Origin of the sequence: Amycolatopsis sp. NPDC059235 (assembly GCF_042754125.1) — a bacterium.
Classification (GTDB): domain Bacteria; phylum Actinomycetota; class Actinomycetes; order Mycobacteriales; family Pseudonocardiaceae; genus Amycolatopsis; species Amycolatopsis albidoflava.
Window position 1 is genome coordinate 36,698 of record NZ_JBHZAG010000059.1, and the last position, 17,398, is coordinate 54,095.

The following is a 17,398-nucleotide window of genomic DNA, read 5'->3' on the forward strand; positions in this document are numbered from 1 at the left end:
CCCGAAACCCTTGCCCCGGAAAAGGAGCAGCATGCCGAACCCCTACGGTTCCTCGCGATACTCGCCCGACGCCGCGACGTTGCGCCGGCGTCTCCTGCCGCTGCTCGCCGCGCGCGGGCCGTCCGGCTACGAGGAAGAACCGGTGCGCGCCTGGGTCGAATTGGCGGGGGAATTCGCGGACGTGCACGTCGATCCGCTCGGCAGCGGGCACGCGGTGCTGAACCCGGGCAGCACGCCGCGGATCACGCTGATCGGGCACATCGACGAGATCGGGCTGAGCGTCAGCCACATCGACGAGGCCGGACGGCTGTGGGCCGTCAGCATCGGCTGCTGGGACGCCGCGATCCTGTACGGCCAGCACGTCGTGGTCCTCGCCGAGGACGGCCGGGTGCCGGGCGTGATCGGAACCGCGCCGCCGCATTTGAACGACGGCGATTCGACGCCGAAAATGGCCGATCTGTGGATCGACATCGGAGCCACCAGCCGGGCCGACGCCCAATCGGTGATCACGGTCGGCGACCCGGTGGTGTTCGGTTCGGCTCCGGTCGACCTGCTCAACGGCCGGATCGCCGCCCCGGCGCTGGACAACCGGCTCGGCGCGCTGGCCGTCCTCGAAGCGGCTCGCGCGGCAGCCGAGGCGTCGGTCACCGCCGAGATCTCCGTGGTCGCGAGCGTGCGCGAGGAAACGAGTTACCACGGCGCGATGGGCGCGGTCTACGCGACGGAACCGAATTTCGCGCTCGCGATCGACACGACTTTCGCCAGCGACATCCCGGAAGACGGCGTCGAACGCAAAACCGGCGACCACCGGCTCGGCTCCGGCCCGGCGATCGGCCGAGGCGCCGTCACCGACGAACCCATGGCGCGCAGCTTGCGCCTGCTGGCCAAAGAGCTCGGAATCCCTTACACCATCGAGGCTTACGGCGACGAGAGCGGTTCCGACGCCGACGCCATGGCAGCGGTCGCCGCCGGCATCCGCTGCGGCGTCATCAACATCCCCCTCCGGCACATGCACAGCTCCGGCGAAGTGGCGGACCTGGCCGACCTGGCCGCCACGATCGATCTCGCCGCCGCGTTCTGCCTCGCCGGAGGGACCCGGTGAACCCTGTTCGGGAACCCTGAGTTTCCCGGCGCCACCCGGCAAGGAGGCCAGCCCCATGATCGGCGCGGAACGACGGAACCGGCTCGGCCGGGTTGTGCTGGACGCGATCTGGTCCGACAACGGCCGCCTCACGCTGCTGCAGCTGAGAGCGCTCTACGCGGTCGCCAACGAGGGCTCCTTCGCGGCGGCCGCGGTCGCGCTCGGCTGCAGCCAGCCCGCGGTGAGCCAGCGCATCGCGTCGATCGAACGGCGCCTCGGCGTCGTGCTGGTCCGCCGGATGTCCGGGCAACGGCAGGTGCGGCTCACCGACGCCGGGATCGCGCTGGTCAACGCCGCCGAACAAGTGCAGGTCATCCTCCGCACCGCGACGAGGCACATCCAGGACATGCGGGACGGCCGCGAACCGACCGTCCGGATCGGCGTGTTCTCGAGCGTCGCGGTGCGGGTGATGCCGCTCGTGCTGGCCGCGATGCGCACGCAGCACATCCCGTGCCGCGTCAAACCCATCGAGGTCGACGACGACGTCCGCCTGCAGGAATTGCTGCGCTTCGGCGAAATCGACATCGCGTTCGTCATCTTCCCCCTGCAAAGCGGCGAAGCACACGGCCTGGAACTGTTCAGCGACCCGTTCATCCTGCTGGCCCCCCGAAACGCCCCGCTGGCCTCGGTGCCCCGCGTCCGGCCGGCAGACCTGCGCGGCCTGCCGATGGTGTGCCTGACCAGCGAACAACTGGAGGTCGCCGCCGAACTCCGCCGCCAGGGCATCGAGCCGAACTGGGTCTTCGACACGGACAAGATCCACGTCGTGGAACCACTGGTCGCCGCGGATGTCGGATACTCGATCGTGCCGCAACTGGCACTCGGGCAACGCCATCCCGGCGTCACGCGATTCTCGTTGAGCGAGATCGTGTCGCCCCGGGAGATCGGAATAGCTTGGCCGCCGCATCATCCTCGCCTCGGACTGCTGCTGCGAGTGGCGGACGTGATCCGCGGGGTGTGCGCGGATCCGGCGGATATCCTGCCGCCGATCGACGAGCCGGGGTGTGCTTCGGTGGAACAGGCGGTGCTTCGGCTTCAGTGACCGCCGCTACCGATTTCCTCCAAAAAGGAGAGAAGTCGCACGGACAGCTCTCTCGCCACTGACCCATGCTTTCCGCAGTGGAGACGCGGCACCGGGACGCCGTTGGCCCGGCGCCGCATCGTGGTGATCATGCCCGGGACGTCAGGACATGATCACGCGTTGGGGCGGTAATACGGGTAGCGGACCCGTTGCCATGATTTCCCCATTATTTTCCCGATCCCCCGATCGGGACATTCCGCGACCTGATCGAACACATTCAGGCACACCCCGCGCCGCAATGCCGGACAGTCGTCGCGAACTCGCCGACCTGCGGTGATAGCTACTTAGCGACAGACCTGCCGCGTCTCGTGCGCGACGCGAAGAAAAGCGGTGAAAACACCTGAATCCCCCTAGCGCTCGACTCCCCCATCTGACGCTGTAACAAAAGGCTACCGAACGTGCCCGCAAGCGGCCAAACGTCTTTCCCTGACGTCACCGAGATGGCGTAGCCACGGCAGGATCGTCGCACCCGGTGCAGCCACCCAGACCAACCAGCGCCGCCGAATGCCGCCGTATCCTTTCCTTCCGTCATTTTCCGAACAGCTCTGCCCGTTTCGCAATACCGCTCGCTCGGGGGCTGGTAGAATCGCGGGATAACCGCGGACAGGAAGGACCCGCGCGGTGCCACGCGCTGCAGAGCCGGAAACGCCCGTCGAGCGCCCCGGCGCCTACCGGAGCCGCTTCACCGGCGCGCTGGAGTCGCTGCTGGCGCGGAAACGGTTCCCGAAGATCACGATCGGCGACCTCGTCGGGCGGGCGCACACGTCCCGCCGCGGCTTCTACGAGCATTTCGCTTCCAAGGAAGCGTGCCTGCTCGCCCTGCTCTCAGAAGCGGCCGAAACGGGATCCGCGCAGGTAGCCGCCTCGGTCGACCGCACCGCGCCCTGGCAGACGCAAATCCGCCAGCTCGTCACGGCGTGGATCGGCGTCGTCGACGCCCGGCCCGCTGTCATGCTGAGCCACATCCGCGACGTGCCCTTGCTGGACGCCCCGATCACCGCCGACCTGAACCACGACGCTTACGTCAACGTCGTCCGCGCCGTCTCGGCCGGCACCGCGTTCCGGGAATCCGGCGGCGTTCCGCTGTCCCGGGTTCGCGCGCTGATTCTGTTCGGAGGACTGGAAAAACTGGCCGAGGACGCGCTGCGGCAAGGCGAGCCGGTGAGCGCGCACACCGAGGAAGCGGTGGAAACCGCGCTCCTTTTCGCGGCTTCGTGAGAGCTCAACCTGATACCGCGTCCACCAGCGTCCGGTACGCCTGCTGGCACCGGCGAATCCGCGCCGGACCCGGATCGTTCGCGATCTCCTGCCCCAGCGCGGTGAGCGACCCCAGCAAAGCGACCGCCAACTCTTCGACACCGCCGCCAGAGCTGCCCGCCTCGCGCAGCAGTGCGATGGTCGGCTCGCGCCACCACTGTTCGTCCAGGTTTCGCCACCGTTCCTGGCCCAGCACGGACGGACCGTCGACCAGAAGAATCCGTCCCACGGCCGGGTCCGCACACCGGCGGAGGAAGATCGAGCCGGACGCCTTGAGCCGGTCGGACGGCGTTCCGGCGCCGGATCGAGACCGCAGCACCCGGTGCAGATCGGCGTGCACCTGCTCGACCACAGCGCAGAACAGCTCCTGCTTGTTCTCCCAGTGGTGGTAGACCGCGCCCGTGGTGATCCCGGCCGCGGCGGCGATCTGGGCCAGCGAGGTCCCCGTATACCCCTGCGCGGCGAAGAGCCGCCGCCCGGCCTCGACGAGGTCGTGACGGGTGGTCCGGGAGCGTTCCTCGTTCGTTCGCCGCATCCACTTACCTAATCATGTTATGTTTCTGGACGTGGACACAGTACGGGCACAGGAGATCATCGACAGCAGCCCGTTCGGGCCGTGGTGGGGTTTCACGGTGAAGGCCGTCGACCCGGGTGTCGCGACCCTCTCCCTGCCGGCCCGGCCGGAGTTCTTCCGCCCCGGCGACGTCCTGCAGGGCGGATGTGCCATGACGCTCGCCGACGTCACCTGCTGGATCGCGATCCTCTCCGTCATCGGACCCGACGAGCCGGCCGTCACGGTGAACATGACCACCGCGTTCCTCGGCGCCGCACGATCCGACCTCACCTGCGAGTCAACCCTGACCCGAACCGGACGCCGCACGATCTACGGCACCGCGACAGTCACCGACGACGCCGGACGGCAGGTCTCCCACCACACCCTGACCTACCTCCGTCCGGGCCAATAGCCGTCAGCTCAGCGCGCGACGCAGCACGACCCACCGCTCCCCCGGACGGTCGACAGCGGTGGGATACCAGCGCGGCCCCAGTGCCGTGGTCAGCTCGGCGCTCCGTTCGATCAGCGAGCTGACCGCGGGTTCGCCGACGACGATCACCGCTGACCAGTCGACGTGGGCCAGGAGGTGGTCCTCGGCGACCCCGAACTGCGTGTCCAGGAGAGTGACCACGTCGTGGCCGGTGTCCGGGCTCGACTGGATCTCGCTGGTATCCGGCACCTCGGCGACGGTTTCCGGAAGGGGCTCCGAGGCGTCGTCCTCTCGTTCCTCGGACCACACATGGTCTTCGAGCCGGTCGATGCGGCGGCACAGGTCGAACGCCTGCTCGTCGGACAGGCGCAGGCACACGCTGCGGCCGTCGGCCAGCGTGAACGTCAGCTCCGCTTCGGGAACCCCGGCGCTGCCCGGTTCGGCCTCGACCGTCCCCGCGACGTCGCCGAACAACACCAGCTCGGCCGGGCTTTCGTGGCCCTGCCCCAGCGAAGGCAGGTTCGCCGCCATCTCGACCACGGAGTACGCGGCGGTCCAGAACGCTTCCTTGTCCCGGAAGTCCTTGCGGCTCTGGGTCAGCGTCCGCCCGATCCCGGCCGGTTCGACATAGGCCTCCACCCGGCCGGTGCCCAACCCCTCGTCCCAGGTCGCGGCGACCGTGACCTGGTTGGCCAAGCGTTTGCGGTAGGACTCGACCCGATCGTGCCGGGCGAGTTCCCAGCCGTCGGCCTGCTCGGGCCAGTCGTCGTTCACCGATGGGTCCTTTCGACGCGCGCTGCGGATACGGTCCTCCGACGCGTCGCGCGCGTTCCCAGTTCCGCGTTCTGGGCACGAGCAAGCAGGGTGACTGCAGCCGCGGCCGCGATCACCGCAGCGGTGACGAGTGCGGTCAACGGCCATCCGATCCGCTCGGCCGCCGTCGCGCCGAACGCGGTGCCGAGGCTTCCACCAGCGAAATAGACGACCATGTACGCGCTGTTGAATCGCGCCGGCGCACTGGGCTCGATTGCCAGCACCGTGCTCTGGTTCGCGACTTGAGCAGCGAAAAGACCCGCGTCAAACAGAGCCAAGCAGATCAACGTCGACACAGTGCTCGGCAAGGCGATGGCAAGTGCCGCGCTCGCAACGCCAGCGAGGCTCAGTCCACAGAGGATGACCCGACGCGCGCCCACGCGATCAGTCCAGGATCCGGCGATTCGCGTCGCGAGCATTCCCAGGATTCCGGCGAAGGCGTACAGCCCGATGCGTTCCGCGGAATACGAAAAGGGCGGCTTCGACAGCGCGACCGCGATTCCGGACCACACCGCGCAGAACGCGAAGAACCAGAGGGTGCCCCGGACCGCCGCGAGCCGAAGCGCGGAGTATCGCAGGTACAGCCCGGGAATCGAGCGCAAAGTGGCTAGGTAGCCGCGATTGTTCGCCCCGGCCACCGTCGGAAGCACGAGCAGTACCGCCACCGCGACAACCGCGCATCCGGCGGCGAAAACGCCCAGCATCGCCCGCCAGCCGATCAGGTCGGCCAGCCAGCCGCCGACGATGCGTCCGGCAAGGATTCCCGCTGAGATGCCAGCGGTGACGATCCCCAGCGCGGTAGCGCGCCGGTCCGGGCTCGACAGCCGGGCAGTCACCGAACTCAGGCCGGCGCCGACTGACGAGCACGCGCCGAGCACGCCGAGCACCAGACCGAGCAACCACACCTGTCCGACGATCGCGTTCAGCCCCAGTGCGGCGGCGAGCGCGGCGAACTGCGCGGACAGGACGTAGCGCGGCGGGAACTGGTCGACAAGCGGAACCAGCAAGGCGAGTCCGCACAGGTACCCGACCGGCCCGCACGCGAGCGCGACGCCGACCGCGCCGAGCGACGCGCCGAGGCCGCCGGCAACCTCGGCGATCGCGGGCTGCAACGGGTAGATGGCCGCGGTGCCCAGTGCGGCGGCGAGCGAGATGAATCCGACGACCGAGCCGTGAAGGCGCGGAGTGATATCTGAATGCACCGGCCGAGCGTAGGAAGATCGGGACGGGAAGCGCTGGCGAGAAACCGCCATCACCCGTGGCTTCGCGAAGGACCCGACAGCGGTACCGCGTTTGTGGGATGATCGAGTTCCATGACGACGCCACAGCCTGCGCCCGCCGTACGCTTCGAGCCGCTGGGCCTGGGCCAGTCATGACCGGCGAACGAGCCGCGCGGCAGATCGACGTCAGCCATCTGCCCGAGGACCTCGTGGCCCTCATCGACGCACTGAGACCCGGCGAAAACCTGGTCCTCACCAGGGACGGCGACCCGGTCGCGACGATCTCCGGCGCCGGCGTCCGGCCCGAATCCCCGCGCACGGACTACGACGACGTCACGGTCGTCGCCACCGCGATGAAGCTGTCGGCCTCGGCCCGGATGTCGCTGTCCGCCGAACTCGGTTCGGATTACGTCGTGCTGGATCTGCACTCGGCGCCGGCCACCGCGGACGTCCTGCTCGTGCCGCCGGTCAGCCCGCAGCTGATCGGAGGTCTCCGGGCGAAATTCCCGAAGGCCCGGGTCGTCCTCGCCGAGGTCGAGGACGCGGAGCTGGGCGTCAGCTACCACGGGCCGGTCCGGCGTCTGCTCGACGCCGGTGCCGAGACGTACCTGACCTCGGCGAACGTCCCGCACCTGGCGCGGCAACTCGACCACGCCGTCACCCAGCAGCGGCAGCACCTCACCGGCGGGAGCGCCGCGCCGCTGGAGATCGGTCCGGTGGAGCAGGGCGGTTAAGGTCCGACCTTGACCCCCAGTTCGGTACCGCCGTGCAGGGGCAGCGAGACCGACACGAAGCCGTTGGCCGGATCGCGGAGGTAGTCCAGGAAATCGGGTTCGGCGTTGTCGTTCATGACGTACCCGCCGATCCGGATTTGCGGCGCGACGAACTCGATGACCTCGCGGGCCAGCGACGGTTCAGCGCCCAGCCATCCGTCGATCAACGCGAAGTCGACCTCGCCGCCGAGATCGCGCAGCGTGAGCCGAGCGTCGCCTTCGCGGATTTCGGCGTAGCCGGCCAGCCCGGCCTCGGCGAGATTGTGCCGCGCGGCAGCGATTTTGGCCGGGACCAGCTCCGCGCCGATCACCGTGCCTCCGCCGTTGTCGCGCACCGCGGCCGCGGCGTAGAGCGTCGACATCCCCACCGAGGTGGCGAATTCGACGGTCCGGGTGGCGCGGATTCCCCGGCACAAAAGGTAAATCAGGTCGCCTTGTTCCGGAGAGATCGAGAAGCCGTATTCGCCGTATTCGTGCGGATCACGTTCGAGGCCGGACCGCGGGTCGTCGGCTGGATATTGCTGCGCGGCAACGAGCTTGTCGATGACAGCGTTGACGAGCGGATCGCGAAGCGGGCTGTGGGTCATGCGGAAACTCCCGTCAACCAGGCGTGGCCTTCTTCGAGGATCTCTTGTTCGCGCTTGCTGAAGCGGGTGGGGCAAGTGTCCGGCACCTGATGTCCGCTGTGCTCCAGCAGATAGGCCAGCGCGGCGTACTCGCGCGGATGCCGCCGGGGGTCGAGGTCGCCAGTGGGCCGGATTCCGTACGGATAAGTGAAGCCGCCCATGTCGTAGACGGAATCTCGGCGCACGATGCGCCACCTGCCGTCACGACGTTCGACGCGGTCGAGGAATCTGTTGTGGACAGTCACGCCGAGCCCCAGTTCGAGGTGGTCGGCGACAAGCATCGCGTTGGTCTCCACGAAGGCGCGATCACCGGCGGCCTCGATGACGGGCGCACCGATGAAATGCTTGCTGCGCAACGGGCCGCCGCTCATCCGCCGTGATCCGTCGACAAAGTCCTTGGCCGGGCCGGAAAACCACAGGATCGTCAAGGTCGCGTCGTCGTGGAACAGGCTCGCCAACGCGTCCCAGTGCTCCCGGTCGCGATGGATCCAGCCGGTCATCAGGTCGGTGATCGCCTGCCGGTCAGCGGCTCGGATTTCTTCCGTCACAAGGAATCTCCCAGGGAACTAGGCTCGTCCAGCCAGCATCGCCCGGCGGAGAACCCGCTGCCACCGCCCGCCGGACAGCCGATACCGGCATCCCGCCAAGATCACCAGCGGGCAGTTTTCCGGTATCCTGGGAACCGATGCCGAACCGCCGCCACTCCTGCTGGTCGGGCGACGATCCCATCCAGGGCCGCTGGTCGCTGGCCCACGGGGAAGGGGTCGCCGCGCATCAGCACGCGCGGGGACAGCTGCTGTACGCGGCGAGCGGGCTGCTGGCTACGACCACCGAACGGGGCACGTGGGTCGCGCCCGCGGACCGCATCTCGTGGACGCCGCCTCGCTTCGAGCACGGCCATCGCGCCTACGGAGAGACCGAGGTCAGCATCCTGGAGGTGCCCGCCGATCTGTGTGCCGAGCTGCCCTCCGCGCCGACCGTGTTCACCGTGTCCGCCCTGCTGCGCGCCGCGGTCTTGAAGCTGACCGGCGGCACGACCCTGCGCCCAGATGTCGGGGATCGGCTGCTCCGGGTGCTGGTCGACGAGCTGACCGAACTCCCCGAACAGCCGGTGTACCTGCCCGAACCGGCCGACGACCGGCTCCGTGCGGTCACCGATCTCCTGCGCGGGAACCCGGCCGAATCCGCCACGCTCGGCGAACTCGGCCGGGCCGTCGGGGCCAGCGAGCGAACGTTGAGCCGGTTGTTCCGCGGCGAACTGGGGATGAGCTTCTCGCAATGGCGCTCGCAGCTGCGCATCCAGCACGCGCTGGTCCATCTCGGGCAGGGCCGTTCGGTGACCGACACCGCGCTGCGGTGCGGATGGGCCAATCCGACCAGCTTCATCGAGACCTTCGCCGCGATCCTCGGCCAGACTCCAGGGAGTTATCAGGCCGCGCTCCGAGCCACCCGGTAACGTTCAGCCGAAGCGATGCGCCTCAGGCCGTTGCGGGTCATACGCTGCCCAGCCCGGCTTCCCCTCCCGCGCGAACGCGACCCAGGCGGCATGCACCTCCGCCGCAAGGCCGGCCGGAGCGGCGTCCGGACCGAGCAGGCCAGTGTCACCGTGCAGCCAGGGCTCGTCGGCGAGATCGAAGACGAACGGCAGCTCGACGGTGTGCGCGGCGCCGAGCCGTCCGTCCAGCGCAGTGGAGCGATACCCGAACGAATAGACATAGGTGCGGCCGGTTGAGATCTCAGCGTGCGCCCGCGCCATCCGAGTGGTGCCAGCCCCGAACAGCGCCTCGCCCAGCTGGCCAGCGGTGTCGTCCGGTTTTCCCTGCGGTACCAGGTAAAGCCGCCCCTCCTCGACGTTCGTGCCGATCAGCAGGTCGACGTCGCCGACCAGGCTGTCCGCGGGCTGCACCGGCAGGACCAGGCTGAACAGACTGAGCCCGGCGAGCGGATCCGCCGCGGTGGCGGTCCGCAGATCCAGCCCGGCCAGCGCGGGCAAGATCTCCAGGAACCGCTCGTCCGAGACATCAGCGAACGCCGCCGCAGTCGGATCGACGCCCAACGCCGCAGCAGCAGCCGACGTGACCCGTCGCGCCTGCTCCGGAGTGAACGCACCCGTGCCGCTTCCACTTTGGACAATCGCGCGCCGGAACAGTCCCTTGGCCTCCGGAGTCGCGAGCAGCGCACCGGTGAGCGTCGCACCCGCGGATTGCCCGAACACCGTGACATTTCCCGGATCCCCGCCGAACGCGGCGATCGAATCGCGCACCCACCGGAGCGCGGCGAGGACGTCGAGCAGCCCGCGATTGTCCGGTGCTCCCTCCAGGGCAAGGAAACCCGGAATGCCGAGCCGGTAGTTCACCGTCACGAGGACGACGCCGTCACGGGCGAAGGCGCTGCCGTCGTAGAGCGCGGCGCGGGTCGACCCGGTGACGAACCCGCCGCCGTGCACGAAAACCATGACCGGACGGTTTCCAGCGTCCGCGGCCGGGGTACGAACGTCGACCGTCAGATATTCCGTTCCAGGGACCCAGCCCGGCCCGAAGTACGGGCTCATATCAAGGCGACCGAAGTCGCGGACAGGCTGCGGCGCGGTCGGCGACGGCTGGGTCCCGTCGCGGACTCCGGACCAGCCCGGATGCGGCACCGGCGGAGCGAACCGGCCAGGCCCGCTCGGCGCGGCGGCGTAGGGAATGGCCCGGTAGGACTCGCCCGCTGCGCCGCGTTGGCCGCGGACCGCGCCCGCCGCGGTCTCGACGACCGGATTTTCCTGCTGAGACATAAGAATCACTTCTTTCTAGGAGATCCGGGAGAACCCGGCCCACTTCTTGATCGCGAACTTCGACCCGTCCCGCTCGACCTCCGCCGCCCCGGATCCAGGAAAGTGCGCCGGGAACAGCAGCGCGTTGTCCTCGGCAGCACGGCCGAGCAGAGCGCGCCGAGTCGCCCGCGCCTCCGCCGGGTCCTCGCAGAAGCAGGAATTGGTCTCCGGCTCCGCGATCTGCAGCGGGGTATGCACCAGGTCGCCGACGAACAGTGCCCGGTCGCCACCGGAATCCAGCGTCAGGACAGACGAACCGGGCGTGTGCCCGGGCGCGAGGTCGAGCCGCAGATTCTTGTCGATCCGGTACGTCCCGTCCCACAGCTGGACCTGACCCGCCTGCCGCACCGGCGCGACGCTGTCCTCGAAGACGTTCTGGTTCCCGCGCCCGAACACGGTCTCGTTTTCGTTCGCCGGATCCCAGAACTCGAAGTCCCGCAACGGCATCAGGTAGGTGGCGTTCGGGAAGGTCGGCACCCAGCCTCGGCCGTCGAGGCGGGTGTTCCAGCCGACGTGATCGATGTGCAAATGGGTGTTGACGACGACATCGACGTCCTCGGGCGAGACACCGGCGGCGGCGAGGTGCTCGAGGTAGCCGGTGTCGAGGCGGCTCCACACCGGCGCGTACGGCCGGTCCTTGTGGTTGCCGACGCCGGTGTCGACGAGGATCGTGCGGCCCTCGCTGCGCAGCAGCCAGGACTGGATCGCCGACTGGCATTCGCCGGTCTCCGGATCCCAGAAATCGGGGGCCAGCCAGCCGCGGTGCTCGTCCCACGAGCCCGCCGGGCTGTCCGGGAAGAACTGGTCCGGGCGCATCTCGACCGAGCCGTAGAACTCCTTGACGCGGGTGACCGTGACGTCGCCCAGAATGATCTCGTCCATGCGACCGAGCCTGGGCGCCCGAGCGCGCCCGGACCAGTCCCGCGTTTTCCTACCCCGCGCAGGGTGTGGCAGCGCTGTCGCACCCGGCGGATAGTGGAAGCCATGACCGCTGGCCCGCTAGGCGACTTCCTGCACGCACGACGAGCCCGGCTGCACCCCTCCGACGTCGGCCTGGCGGACGTCGGACCACGCCGTCGTGTCGCCGGCCTGCGCCGGGAAGAGCTGGCGCACCTGGCCGGCGTCAGCGTCTCCTACTACACGCGGCTGGAGCAGGGACTCTCCCGAGGCGCGTCAGCCGAGGTGCTCGACGCGATCGCGCGCGCCCTGCAACTGGACGCCCACGAACGCGCCCACCTCGACCGCCTCGCCGACGCGGCGCGCCGCACGCCCAAGCCGCGCCGTCCACGCCCGGAGAAGCTGGCCGACGAAACGCGCGACCTCCTCCGCGCAGTCGACGGCGTCCCGGCGCTGGTGCTGGGCCGCCGCACCGACGTGCTGGCGTGGAACGCCCTCGGCCATGCCCTGCTGGCCGGGCACCTGGACCTGGCCCAACGCCCCAACCTGAGCCGGATGCTGTTCCTGGACCCGCACTGCCGCGACCTGTACGCGGATTGGAAACGCAAGGCCCGCGCGGTGGTCGGCAACCTGCGCATCACCGTCGGAAAGCACCCGGACGACCCGCTGCTGGCCGAACTGATCGGCGAGCTGACGATGAAGAGCCCGGAGTTCGTCTCGCTGTGGCGCGATCACCGGGTCGGCCCGTGCGACGCCGATTCGTACGAGTTGCGGCATCCGGTGGTGGGGCGGGTGAGGGTGACACAGCAGACGCTGTCGGTGGCGCGGTCGCCGGAGCAGGTGCTGATCGTGTGCACGACCCCGGCCGGCTCGGCTTCGGAGGAGGCGTTGGCGTTGCTTCGCCAAGTCAGCGAGCGGACCTCTGACGCGGACGAAACGGTGCGCACGGCGAACTGACCGATCGGGACCGCGGCCAGCGGAAAGACGCTGGCCAAGTAACGTCGACGGCCGCTTCCGCCGCGCCTCAGCCGGTCAAACCTCCGCGCCGGCGTCCTGCGCCACCAAGTCGATCTCCGCCAGCAGCTCCGCCTTTCCCGCCTCCCCCAGAAACGAAGCCCGCACCGCGTTCCTCGCCAGCTCAGCCACCTCAGCCGCCCGCAAACCGAGCGTCGTCGCCACCGTCAGGTACTCGCCTTCCAGGGTCGCGCCGAACATCGGCGGATCGTCGGTGTTGAGCGTGACAACGAGCCCGTGGTCGAGCATCCGCCGCACCGGATGCGCCGCGATCGAGGGCACCTGGCGAGTCCGGACGTTCGACGTCGGGCACACCTCCAGCGGGATCCGGTGTTCGGCGAGGTAGGCCAGCAACGCCGGGTCCGTCGCGCAGCTCGTGCCGTGGCCGACGCGTTCCGCGCCGAGGTCGTGGACGGCCGACCAGATGGTCGCCGGACCGCTCGTTTCCCCGGCGTGCGGCACGCTGTGCAGGCCCGCCTCGCGCGCGGCGGTGAAGAACGGCTCGAATTGTGCCCGGCCGACCCCGATTTCCGGGCCGCCGAGGCCGAAGCTGACCAGTCCGTCCGGACGTTCCCGCAGCGCGAACACCGCGGTCTCCCGTCCGGCTCGGAGGCCCTTCTCTCCGGGAATGTCGAAGCACCAAGCCAATTCCACGCCGTGCTCCGCCTTCGCGACGGTGCGGCCCTCGACGAGCCCGGTGAGCAGTTCGTCGCCGGGCAGGCCGTCGAGGAGGTGGTTGTACGGCGTGACAGTCACTTCGGCGTAGCGGACGTTCTGGCGGGCGAGTTCGGCCGCGAGACCGGTCACGAGGGTGCGGATGTCGTTGCGGTCCTTGAGCATCGACTGGACGGCCCAATAGACCTTGAGGAAATGATCGAAGTCGCGGAACACGAAAAACTCTTCCAGCTCAGCAAGATCCGCGGGCACGCCGGCCTCCGGATGCCGGCGGGCCAGCGCCAGAACTGTTTCGACGCTGGCGGAACCGACGAGATGGACGTGCAGTTCGGCTTTGGGCAGGGCGTGAACGAACGCGCGCAGGCCAGACATGAGGAAGCTCCCTGAAGAAAGAATGAGGTGACGGAGGAAGAAAAACGGGACGACTCAGGGAGCGAGGTCGCCACGATCGCGGTCGGCTCCGTAGAGCGGCAGCTGGAACTCCGGCACGGACTCCACTGTAGCGGAGATCAGCCGCAGGACACGGAAAATCCGCGGGAAGCCGTTACCGCCGATGGCTGGGGCGCGCCTGGTTGAACAGCACCGCGCTGCAGATCAGCACCAGTCCGGCGACCGCGACCCCGACCACCGGGCTGATCAGCAGCGCCACCGTGCTGATCACGCTCGCGGCGAAGGCCAGTTGCAGGCACGCCCACAACACTGGCGTCACCCACGCCAGCGCCCCGGACGCCGCACACACCCACCGGCCCCGTGCGACCGGTTTGCGGTGCCGTCCCGGGCCGCGGCGGGCGAAGACTTTCGTCGCGGCGGCCACCATCTCGTCCCGAGTCGCGATCCGCCGCCCGCCGCGGGCCGGTGCGACGGCCGCGCCGAATTCGACGCGTTCCACTCGTCCGGCGCGGTCGTCGTCTGGCGGGCCGGCGTTCTCCAGCGGTAGAGTCATGCCGTCTGTTCCTTTGCCTAGAAGAGGTTTCAGACATCCCCGTGGCCCCCTGCTGCAACAGGGGGCCACATCTATCTCTCCGGGCGCGCGACCCAGTTCGATAGTTCTCATCTTGGCCAAGAGCGGGCAGACCTCGAGACCTACTGACGGTCGTCTCGCCGAGCGGCGCCCAGCTGTCGATTAACGGTAAAGAGACACGACGAACTACCGTGCGCGATATCAGTCCGCCGGTTCAGCCCTACACTTCCGCGGACTTCGGCGAAAACGAACTCCTCGACCGAACTCCGGCTCGCGCGCGTCCAATCAGGTGCCGACCTGCCCCCACCTGGATAAATGCCGAGTCACCCTCCGTGCTCGCACCCACTGGCACAGGACAAAACGCCCATCCAGCCGGAGGTAAGCGGCGATTTCTAGCGCATCAGGAACCGCTTTTCATCACCCACAAGAGTGGTAGCATGTGATCAGAGAGAAAGGACCGCGAAGAACCGCGACAGCGGCGCTGCCAGTCGTCGCCAAGAGCTCTGACCAGTGATTTTCTCACGAAAACCGGATCGCGGGACAAAAATTGGCATTCAGCCAACCCACGCGAACTACTCCGTTCATCGCACGCCCCCAGGCATCCGCCGACTGGAATATGCATGCCTTACCGGGCGAGCCAGAATATTCTTACATGCCTTGCCGCCACGGCTTACGGCGACCCGGACGCGGTTCGCCGGAATGCTGCCGACCAGCCAATAACGCTGCCGCACTGGACAAATACCGGCCATGAACAGGACAGAGCCCGCACCCTCGATCACCGCGAGAAAACCGCCCCGACGCCAAACAGGTGAACCTATCGGCCCATTTCGGGATTGTGCAAGTCCGCGCCTTGCTTCGGCATATTCCATCCTTGATCCTGAGTTGAATATGCCAGCAAAAGACAACGGCTTGACAAGGACGAATCATGAGTTCTTACGATCCGAACACCGTGAGTTCTTCGCTCGACGACACCGCCTGGCAGCGGCCTTCGGCGTGCGGCGGCAACGGCGGGGACTGCGTCGAAGTCAATCTGAGCGATCCCGATCTTGTCGCGGTACGGGATTCCAAGATCGGCCGTTCCCCCGCGCTCGTCTTCGGCAATCAGGAATGGGAGGCGTTCGCCGGCGCGCTGCGCGAGGGGCAGTTCGACCGCTGAAAGATCGGCATCCCGGTCCCCCCGCCCGAAACACGTCCCGGACGCCCCGGACGGGCTCCGCCCGTCTTGGCCGGGAGTAATGCTAGGACTACTATGCTTTTGTGCCCGGCAACGGTATCTCCGCCTCCCCCGATCGGACGGCTCGCGCCTCGTGAGCCGGCTTTCCGTCGAGGCCCAGCTGGTCGAGCTGGGCAAGCTTCTCGTCGCCGCCCGCGTCGAACGCGGGCTGACCCAGGGCGAACTCGGCGACGCCCTCGGCTACACGCAGCCGAACATCAGCAAGATGGAGCGGGGCAGGACCCGCGTCCACCCGCATCTGCTCGACAAGTGGATCGGCTTCCTCGAGGTCGCTCCCGCCGCCGCGGCGACGATGCGGCAGTACAACCAGGCCTCCCGCGCCGACCGGGTGTGGAACGCCCGCCGCCTCGCGGCCAGCCCCGCCTGGTTCCATCCGGTGTTCGAGGCCGAGCAGGAAGCCGCGATCGTCCTGAAGTGGACCGGCGAGCGCATCAGCGGGATGCTGCAGACCGAGGACTACATGATGGAGCAGTTCCAGGCCTACGGCCGCACGGACGTGACCGACGCCGTGCACGAACGCAAGCTGCGGGCCAAGCTCCTCGACGACTACCCGGACCGGACGTACAAGTTCATCCTCAGCGAAAGTGCGGTCCACCGGCTGACGCGGGCGCACACGGACAACCCGTACGTCGCGCTCGGCCAGGTCCGGCATCTGCTCGGCCTCGCCCGCAACCATCCCGGGGCGACGATCCGGTTCGTGCCTTTCGAGAAAGGGCCGTTGCACGTCGGCCCCGATTTCACGATTTTGCAGTTCGCCAACAGCAAGCTCGACCGTTCGTTCGCCGAAACGTCGAATGGCGTCCAGACGTTCATGAACGACTCCGAAACCTACGACACCGATCTGCAATCCTGGGAATCCCTTTCGAGTGTCGCCCTTTCGGCGGAGGAATCGGCAATTCTTCTCGAAGAAGCCGAAGCGGATCTGATCAGCACCCGTACGCCCGCTGTCCGGCGGCCCGGAGAGCGGCTACGCTGATCCCGCGCCGTCGACCACGAGGAGAAGCTGGTGACTGGCCTGGAACACGAGTCCTTTCCGCCGCCGGGGATCGACCTCAGCCATCCCAGCGTGGCCCGCGTCTACGACTATTACCTCGGCGGAACCGCGAACTGGGAAATCGACCGGCAGTTCGCCGAACGCATGCTGCGCGATTACCCGATGGTGCGCCCGATCGCGCAGGCCAACCGGAGGTTTCTGCACCGGGTGGTCCGGCATCTGGTGCGCAAGGGAATACGGCAAATCGTCGACCTCGGTTCCGGCGTCCCCACGATGGGGCACGCGCACGAAATCGCCGAGCAGATCGCCCCCGGAGAGGTGAAAGTCGCCTATGTCGACTGCGAACCGGTCGCCGTCGCGCATTCCACCAGCCTGCTGCGGGACCAGGGCGATCCGGCCCGGCACGTCGCCCTGCACGCCGACCTGCGCGACCCGCGGCGGCTGTGGTCCCTGCTCGCCGGCTCGGGCGTGATCGACCTGGACCAGCCGGTAGCCCTGCTGCTCATCTCCGTCCTGCATTTCGGGCAGCCGCCCGCCCCGGACAGCGGCGGCGCCGAAGACCTCGGGCCCGGCTCCGTCGCCGCCTACCGCGATCTCCTCGTGCCCGGGTCGTATCTGGCGCTGTCCCACGTCACCGACGAGGGCGTCCCGCCGCACTGCGAGCAACTCCTCGCCGACGCGAAGGAGCGGTACGCCAACGCGGGCACCGATCTCATCTACCGCAGCCGGGCCGAGATCACCGAACTGTTCGGGGACTTCGCACTGCTCGACCCCGGCGTCACCTGGACGCCGCTGTGGCATCCGGAGGAGGCGGGCCCGGACGACCAGCCGCTCCCGCTCTGCGCGGCCAACGAGTCACTGCTGCTCGCCGGGGTGGCACGCAAGGAGCTATCCATCTGAAATGACGGAGATTT

General features: G+C 68.4%; 19 protein-coding genes. 10 read left to right on the forward strand and 9 right to left on the reverse strand.

Annotated elements, in window-relative coordinates:
• The first annotated feature begins 31 nt into the window (after positions 1-31).
• From ACFXI3_RS31225 to ACFXI3_RS31235, 3 genes are all read left to right on the forward strand, one after another.
• On the forward strand, positions 32-1,102 hold the full coding sequence (locus tag ACFXI3_RS31225; RefSeq protein WP_378404357.1) for a hypothetical protein: 1,071 nt from the start codon (positions 32-34) through the stop codon (positions 1,100-1,102).
• Between the two features lie 55 nt (positions 1,103-1,157).
• On the forward strand, positions 1,158-2,183 hold the full coding sequence (locus tag ACFXI3_RS31230) for a LysR family transcriptional regulator (protein WP_344286850.1): 1,026 nt from the start codon (positions 1,158-1,160) through the stop codon (positions 2,181-2,183).
• 660 nt (positions 2,184-2,843) lie between these two features.
• Positions 2,844-3,440, forward strand: a complete 597-nt coding sequence (locus tag ACFXI3_RS31235; protein ID WP_378404359.1) for a TetR/AcrR family transcriptional regulator — start codon at positions 2,844-2,846, stop codon at positions 3,438-3,440.
• Positions 3,441-3,444: 4 nt separating this feature from the next.
• Here ACFXI3_RS31235 and ACFXI3_RS31240 read toward each other — a convergent pair whose 3' ends face one another.
• Complete coding sequence (locus ACFXI3_RS31240) at positions 3,445-4,014, reverse strand: TetR/AcrR family transcriptional regulator (protein ID WP_378404361.1); 570 nt, start codon at positions 4,012-4,014, stop codon at positions 3,445-3,447.
• A 31-nt stretch (positions 4,015-4,045) separates the two neighbouring features.
• Between ACFXI3_RS31240 and ACFXI3_RS31245 the strand changes: the two genes are divergently transcribed.
• On the forward strand, positions 4,046-4,444 hold the full coding sequence (locus ACFXI3_RS31245) for a PaaI family thioesterase (protein ID WP_344286857.1): 399 nt from the start codon (positions 4,046-4,048) through the stop codon (positions 4,442-4,444).
• 3 nt (positions 4,445-4,447) lie between these two features.
• On the opposite strand, the gene ACFXI3_RS31250 is transcribed toward ACFXI3_RS31245, so the two are convergent.
• Both ACFXI3_RS31250 and ACFXI3_RS31255 read right to left on the reverse strand, forming a co-directional pair.
• Complete coding sequence (locus ACFXI3_RS31250; RefSeq protein ID WP_378404363.1) at positions 4,448-5,236, reverse strand: hypothetical protein; 789 nt, start codon at positions 5,234-5,236, stop codon at positions 4,448-4,450.
• Positions 5,233-6,477 carry an MFS transporter gene (locus ACFXI3_RS31255; RefSeq protein WP_378404365.1) on the reverse strand — a complete coding sequence of 415 codons (1,245 nt, stop codon included), beginning with the start codon at positions 6,475-6,477 and terminating at the stop codon, positions 5,233-5,235. The genes ACFXI3_RS31250 and ACFXI3_RS31255 overlap by 4 nt, the downstream gene beginning before the upstream one ends.
• 170 nt (positions 6,478-6,647) lie before the next feature.
• On the opposite strand from ACFXI3_RS31255, the gene ACFXI3_RS31260 reads away from it, so the two are divergent.
• On the forward strand, positions 6,648-7,229 hold the full coding sequence (locus tag ACFXI3_RS31260; protein ID WP_378404367.1) for a hypothetical protein: 582 nt from the start codon (positions 6,648-6,650) through the stop codon (positions 7,227-7,229).
• Here the strand turns inward: ACFXI3_RS31260 and ACFXI3_RS31265 are convergent.
• Both ACFXI3_RS31265 and ACFXI3_RS31270 read right to left on the reverse strand, forming a co-directional pair.
• Positions 7,226-7,855, reverse strand: coding sequence for an O-methyltransferase (locus ACFXI3_RS31265; RefSeq protein WP_378404368.1), 630 nt, complete (start codon positions 7,853-7,855; stop codon positions 7,226-7,228). The genes ACFXI3_RS31260 and ACFXI3_RS31265 overlap by 4 nt on opposite strands.
• Positions 7,852-8,442, reverse strand: a complete 591-nt coding sequence (locus ACFXI3_RS31270) for a nuclear transport factor 2 family protein (protein WP_378404370.1) — start codon at positions 8,440-8,442, stop codon at positions 7,852-7,854. Before ACFXI3_RS31270 ends, ACFXI3_RS31265 begins: the two co-directional genes overlap by 4 nt.
• Before the next feature lie 137 nt (positions 8,443-8,579).
• Here ACFXI3_RS31270 and ACFXI3_RS31275 point away from each other — a divergent pair, with 137 nt between their 5' ends.
• The gene (locus tag ACFXI3_RS31275) at positions 8,580-9,350 is read left to right on the forward strand and encodes an AraC family transcriptional regulator (RefSeq protein WP_378404372.1); all 771 of its coding nucleotides are present in this window, start codon (positions 8,580-8,582) and stop codon (positions 9,348-9,350) included.
• A 3-nt stretch (positions 9,351-9,353) separates the two neighbouring features.
• Here the strand turns inward: ACFXI3_RS31275 and ACFXI3_RS31280 are convergent, their stop codons facing one another.
• The gene (locus tag ACFXI3_RS31280) at positions 9,354-10,670 is read right to left on the reverse strand and encodes a carboxylesterase/lipase family protein (RefSeq protein ID WP_378404374.1); all 1,317 of its coding nucleotides are present in this window, start codon (positions 10,668-10,670) and stop codon (positions 9,354-9,356) included.
• 15 nt (positions 10,671-10,685) lie between these two features.
• Positions 10,686-11,591, reverse strand: a complete 906-nt coding sequence (locus tag ACFXI3_RS31285) for an MBL fold metallo-hydrolase (RefSeq protein ID WP_378404376.1) — start codon at positions 11,589-11,591, stop codon at positions 10,686-10,688.
• Positions 11,592-11,693: 102 nt separating this feature from the next.
• On the opposite strand from ACFXI3_RS31285, the gene ACFXI3_RS31290 reads away from it, so the two are divergent.
• Positions 11,694-12,563: a helix-turn-helix domain-containing protein gene (locus ACFXI3_RS31290; protein WP_378404378.1), complete on the forward strand. Its 870-nt coding sequence runs from the start codon at positions 11,694-11,696 to the stop codon at positions 12,561-12,563.
• Between the two features lie 75 nt (positions 12,564-12,638).
• On the opposite strand, the gene add is transcribed toward ACFXI3_RS31290, so the two are convergent.
• Positions 12,639-13,667, reverse strand: coding sequence for an adenosine deaminase (gene add, locus ACFXI3_RS31295; RefSeq protein ID WP_378404380.1), 1,029 nt, complete (start codon positions 13,665-13,667; stop codon positions 12,639-12,641).
• A 172-nt stretch (positions 13,668-13,839) separates the two neighbouring features.
• Positions 13,840-14,238 (reverse strand): hypothetical protein, encoded by a 399-nt coding sequence (locus ACFXI3_RS31300; RefSeq protein ID WP_378404381.1) that lies wholly within the window; start codon positions 14,236-14,238, stop codon positions 13,840-13,842.
• A gap of 943 nt (positions 14,239-15,181) precedes the next feature.
• On the opposite strand from ACFXI3_RS31300, the gene ACFXI3_RS31305 reads away from it, so the two are divergent.
• The 3 genes from ACFXI3_RS31305 to ACFXI3_RS31315 all read left to right on the forward strand — a co-directional run bounded on the left by ACFXI3_RS31305 (position 15,182) and on the right by ACFXI3_RS31315 (position 17,384).
• A complete protein-coding gene (locus ACFXI3_RS31305) occupies positions 15,182-15,412 on the forward strand; it encodes a DUF397 domain-containing protein (protein WP_378404383.1) in 231 nt (76 codons plus the stop codon).
• Positions 15,413-15,563: 151 nt separating this feature from the next.
• Positions 15,564-16,466, forward strand: a complete 903-nt coding sequence (locus tag ACFXI3_RS31310) for a Scr1 family TA system antitoxin-like transcriptional regulator (protein ID WP_378404385.1) — start codon at positions 15,564-15,566, stop codon at positions 16,464-16,466.
• Between the two features lie 39 nt (positions 16,467-16,505).
• Positions 16,506-17,384: an SAM-dependent methyltransferase gene (locus ACFXI3_RS31315; protein ID WP_378404412.1), complete on the forward strand. Its 879-nt coding sequence runs from the start codon at positions 16,506-16,508 to the stop codon at positions 17,382-17,384.
• Positions 17,385-17,398: the final 14 nt, after the last annotated feature.

What these genes read in the sequence shown, in the direction of transcription:
- ACFXI3_RS31225 (WP_378404357.1), top strand. Translation starts at nt 32, where the DNA reads ATGCCGAACCCCTACGGTTCCTCGCGATACTCGCCCGACGCCGCGACG.
- ACFXI3_RS31230 (WP_344286850.1), top strand. Translation starts at nt 1,158, where the DNA reads ATGATCGGCGCGGAACGACGGAACCGGCTCGGCCGGGTTGTGCTGGAC.
- ACFXI3_RS31240 (WP_378404361.1), bottom strand. Translation starts at nt 4,014, where the DNA reads ATGCGGCGAACGAACGAGGAACGCTCCCGGACCACCCGTCACGACCTC.
- ACFXI3_RS31260 (WP_378404367.1), top strand. Translation starts at nt 6,648, where the DNA reads ATGACCGGCGAACGAGCCGCGCGGCAGATCGACGTCAGCCATCTGCCC.
- ACFXI3_RS31265 (WP_378404368.1), bottom strand. Translation starts at nt 7,855, where the DNA reads ATGACCCACAGCCCGCTTCGCGATCCGCTCGTCAACGCTGTCATCGAC.
- ACFXI3_RS31275 (WP_378404372.1), top strand. Translation starts at nt 8,580, where the DNA reads ATGCCGAACCGCCGCCACTCCTGCTGGTCGGGCGACGATCCCATCCAG.
- ACFXI3_RS31280 (WP_378404374.1), bottom strand. Translation starts at nt 10,670, where the DNA reads ATGTCTCAGCAGGAAAATCCGGTCGTCGAGACCGCGGCGGGCGCGGTC.
- ACFXI3_RS31285 (WP_378404376.1), bottom strand. Translation starts at nt 11,591, where the DNA reads ATGGACGAGATCATTCTGGGCGACGTCACGGTCACCCGCGTCAAGGAG.
- ACFXI3_RS31290 (WP_378404378.1), top strand. Translation starts at nt 11,694, where the DNA reads ATGACCGCTGGCCCGCTAGGCGACTTCCTGCACGCACGACGAGCCCGG.
- add (WP_378404380.1), bottom strand. Translation starts at nt 13,667, where the DNA reads ATGTCTGGCCTGCGCGCGTTCGTTCACGCCCTGCCCAAAGCCGAACTG.
- ACFXI3_RS31300 (WP_378404381.1), bottom strand. Translation starts at nt 14,238, where the DNA reads ATGACTCTACCGCTGGAGAACGCCGGCCCGCCAGACGACGACCGCGCC.
- ACFXI3_RS31305 (WP_378404383.1), top strand. Translation starts at nt 15,182, where the DNA reads ATGAGTTCTTACGATCCGAACACCGTGAGTTCTTCGCTCGACGACACC.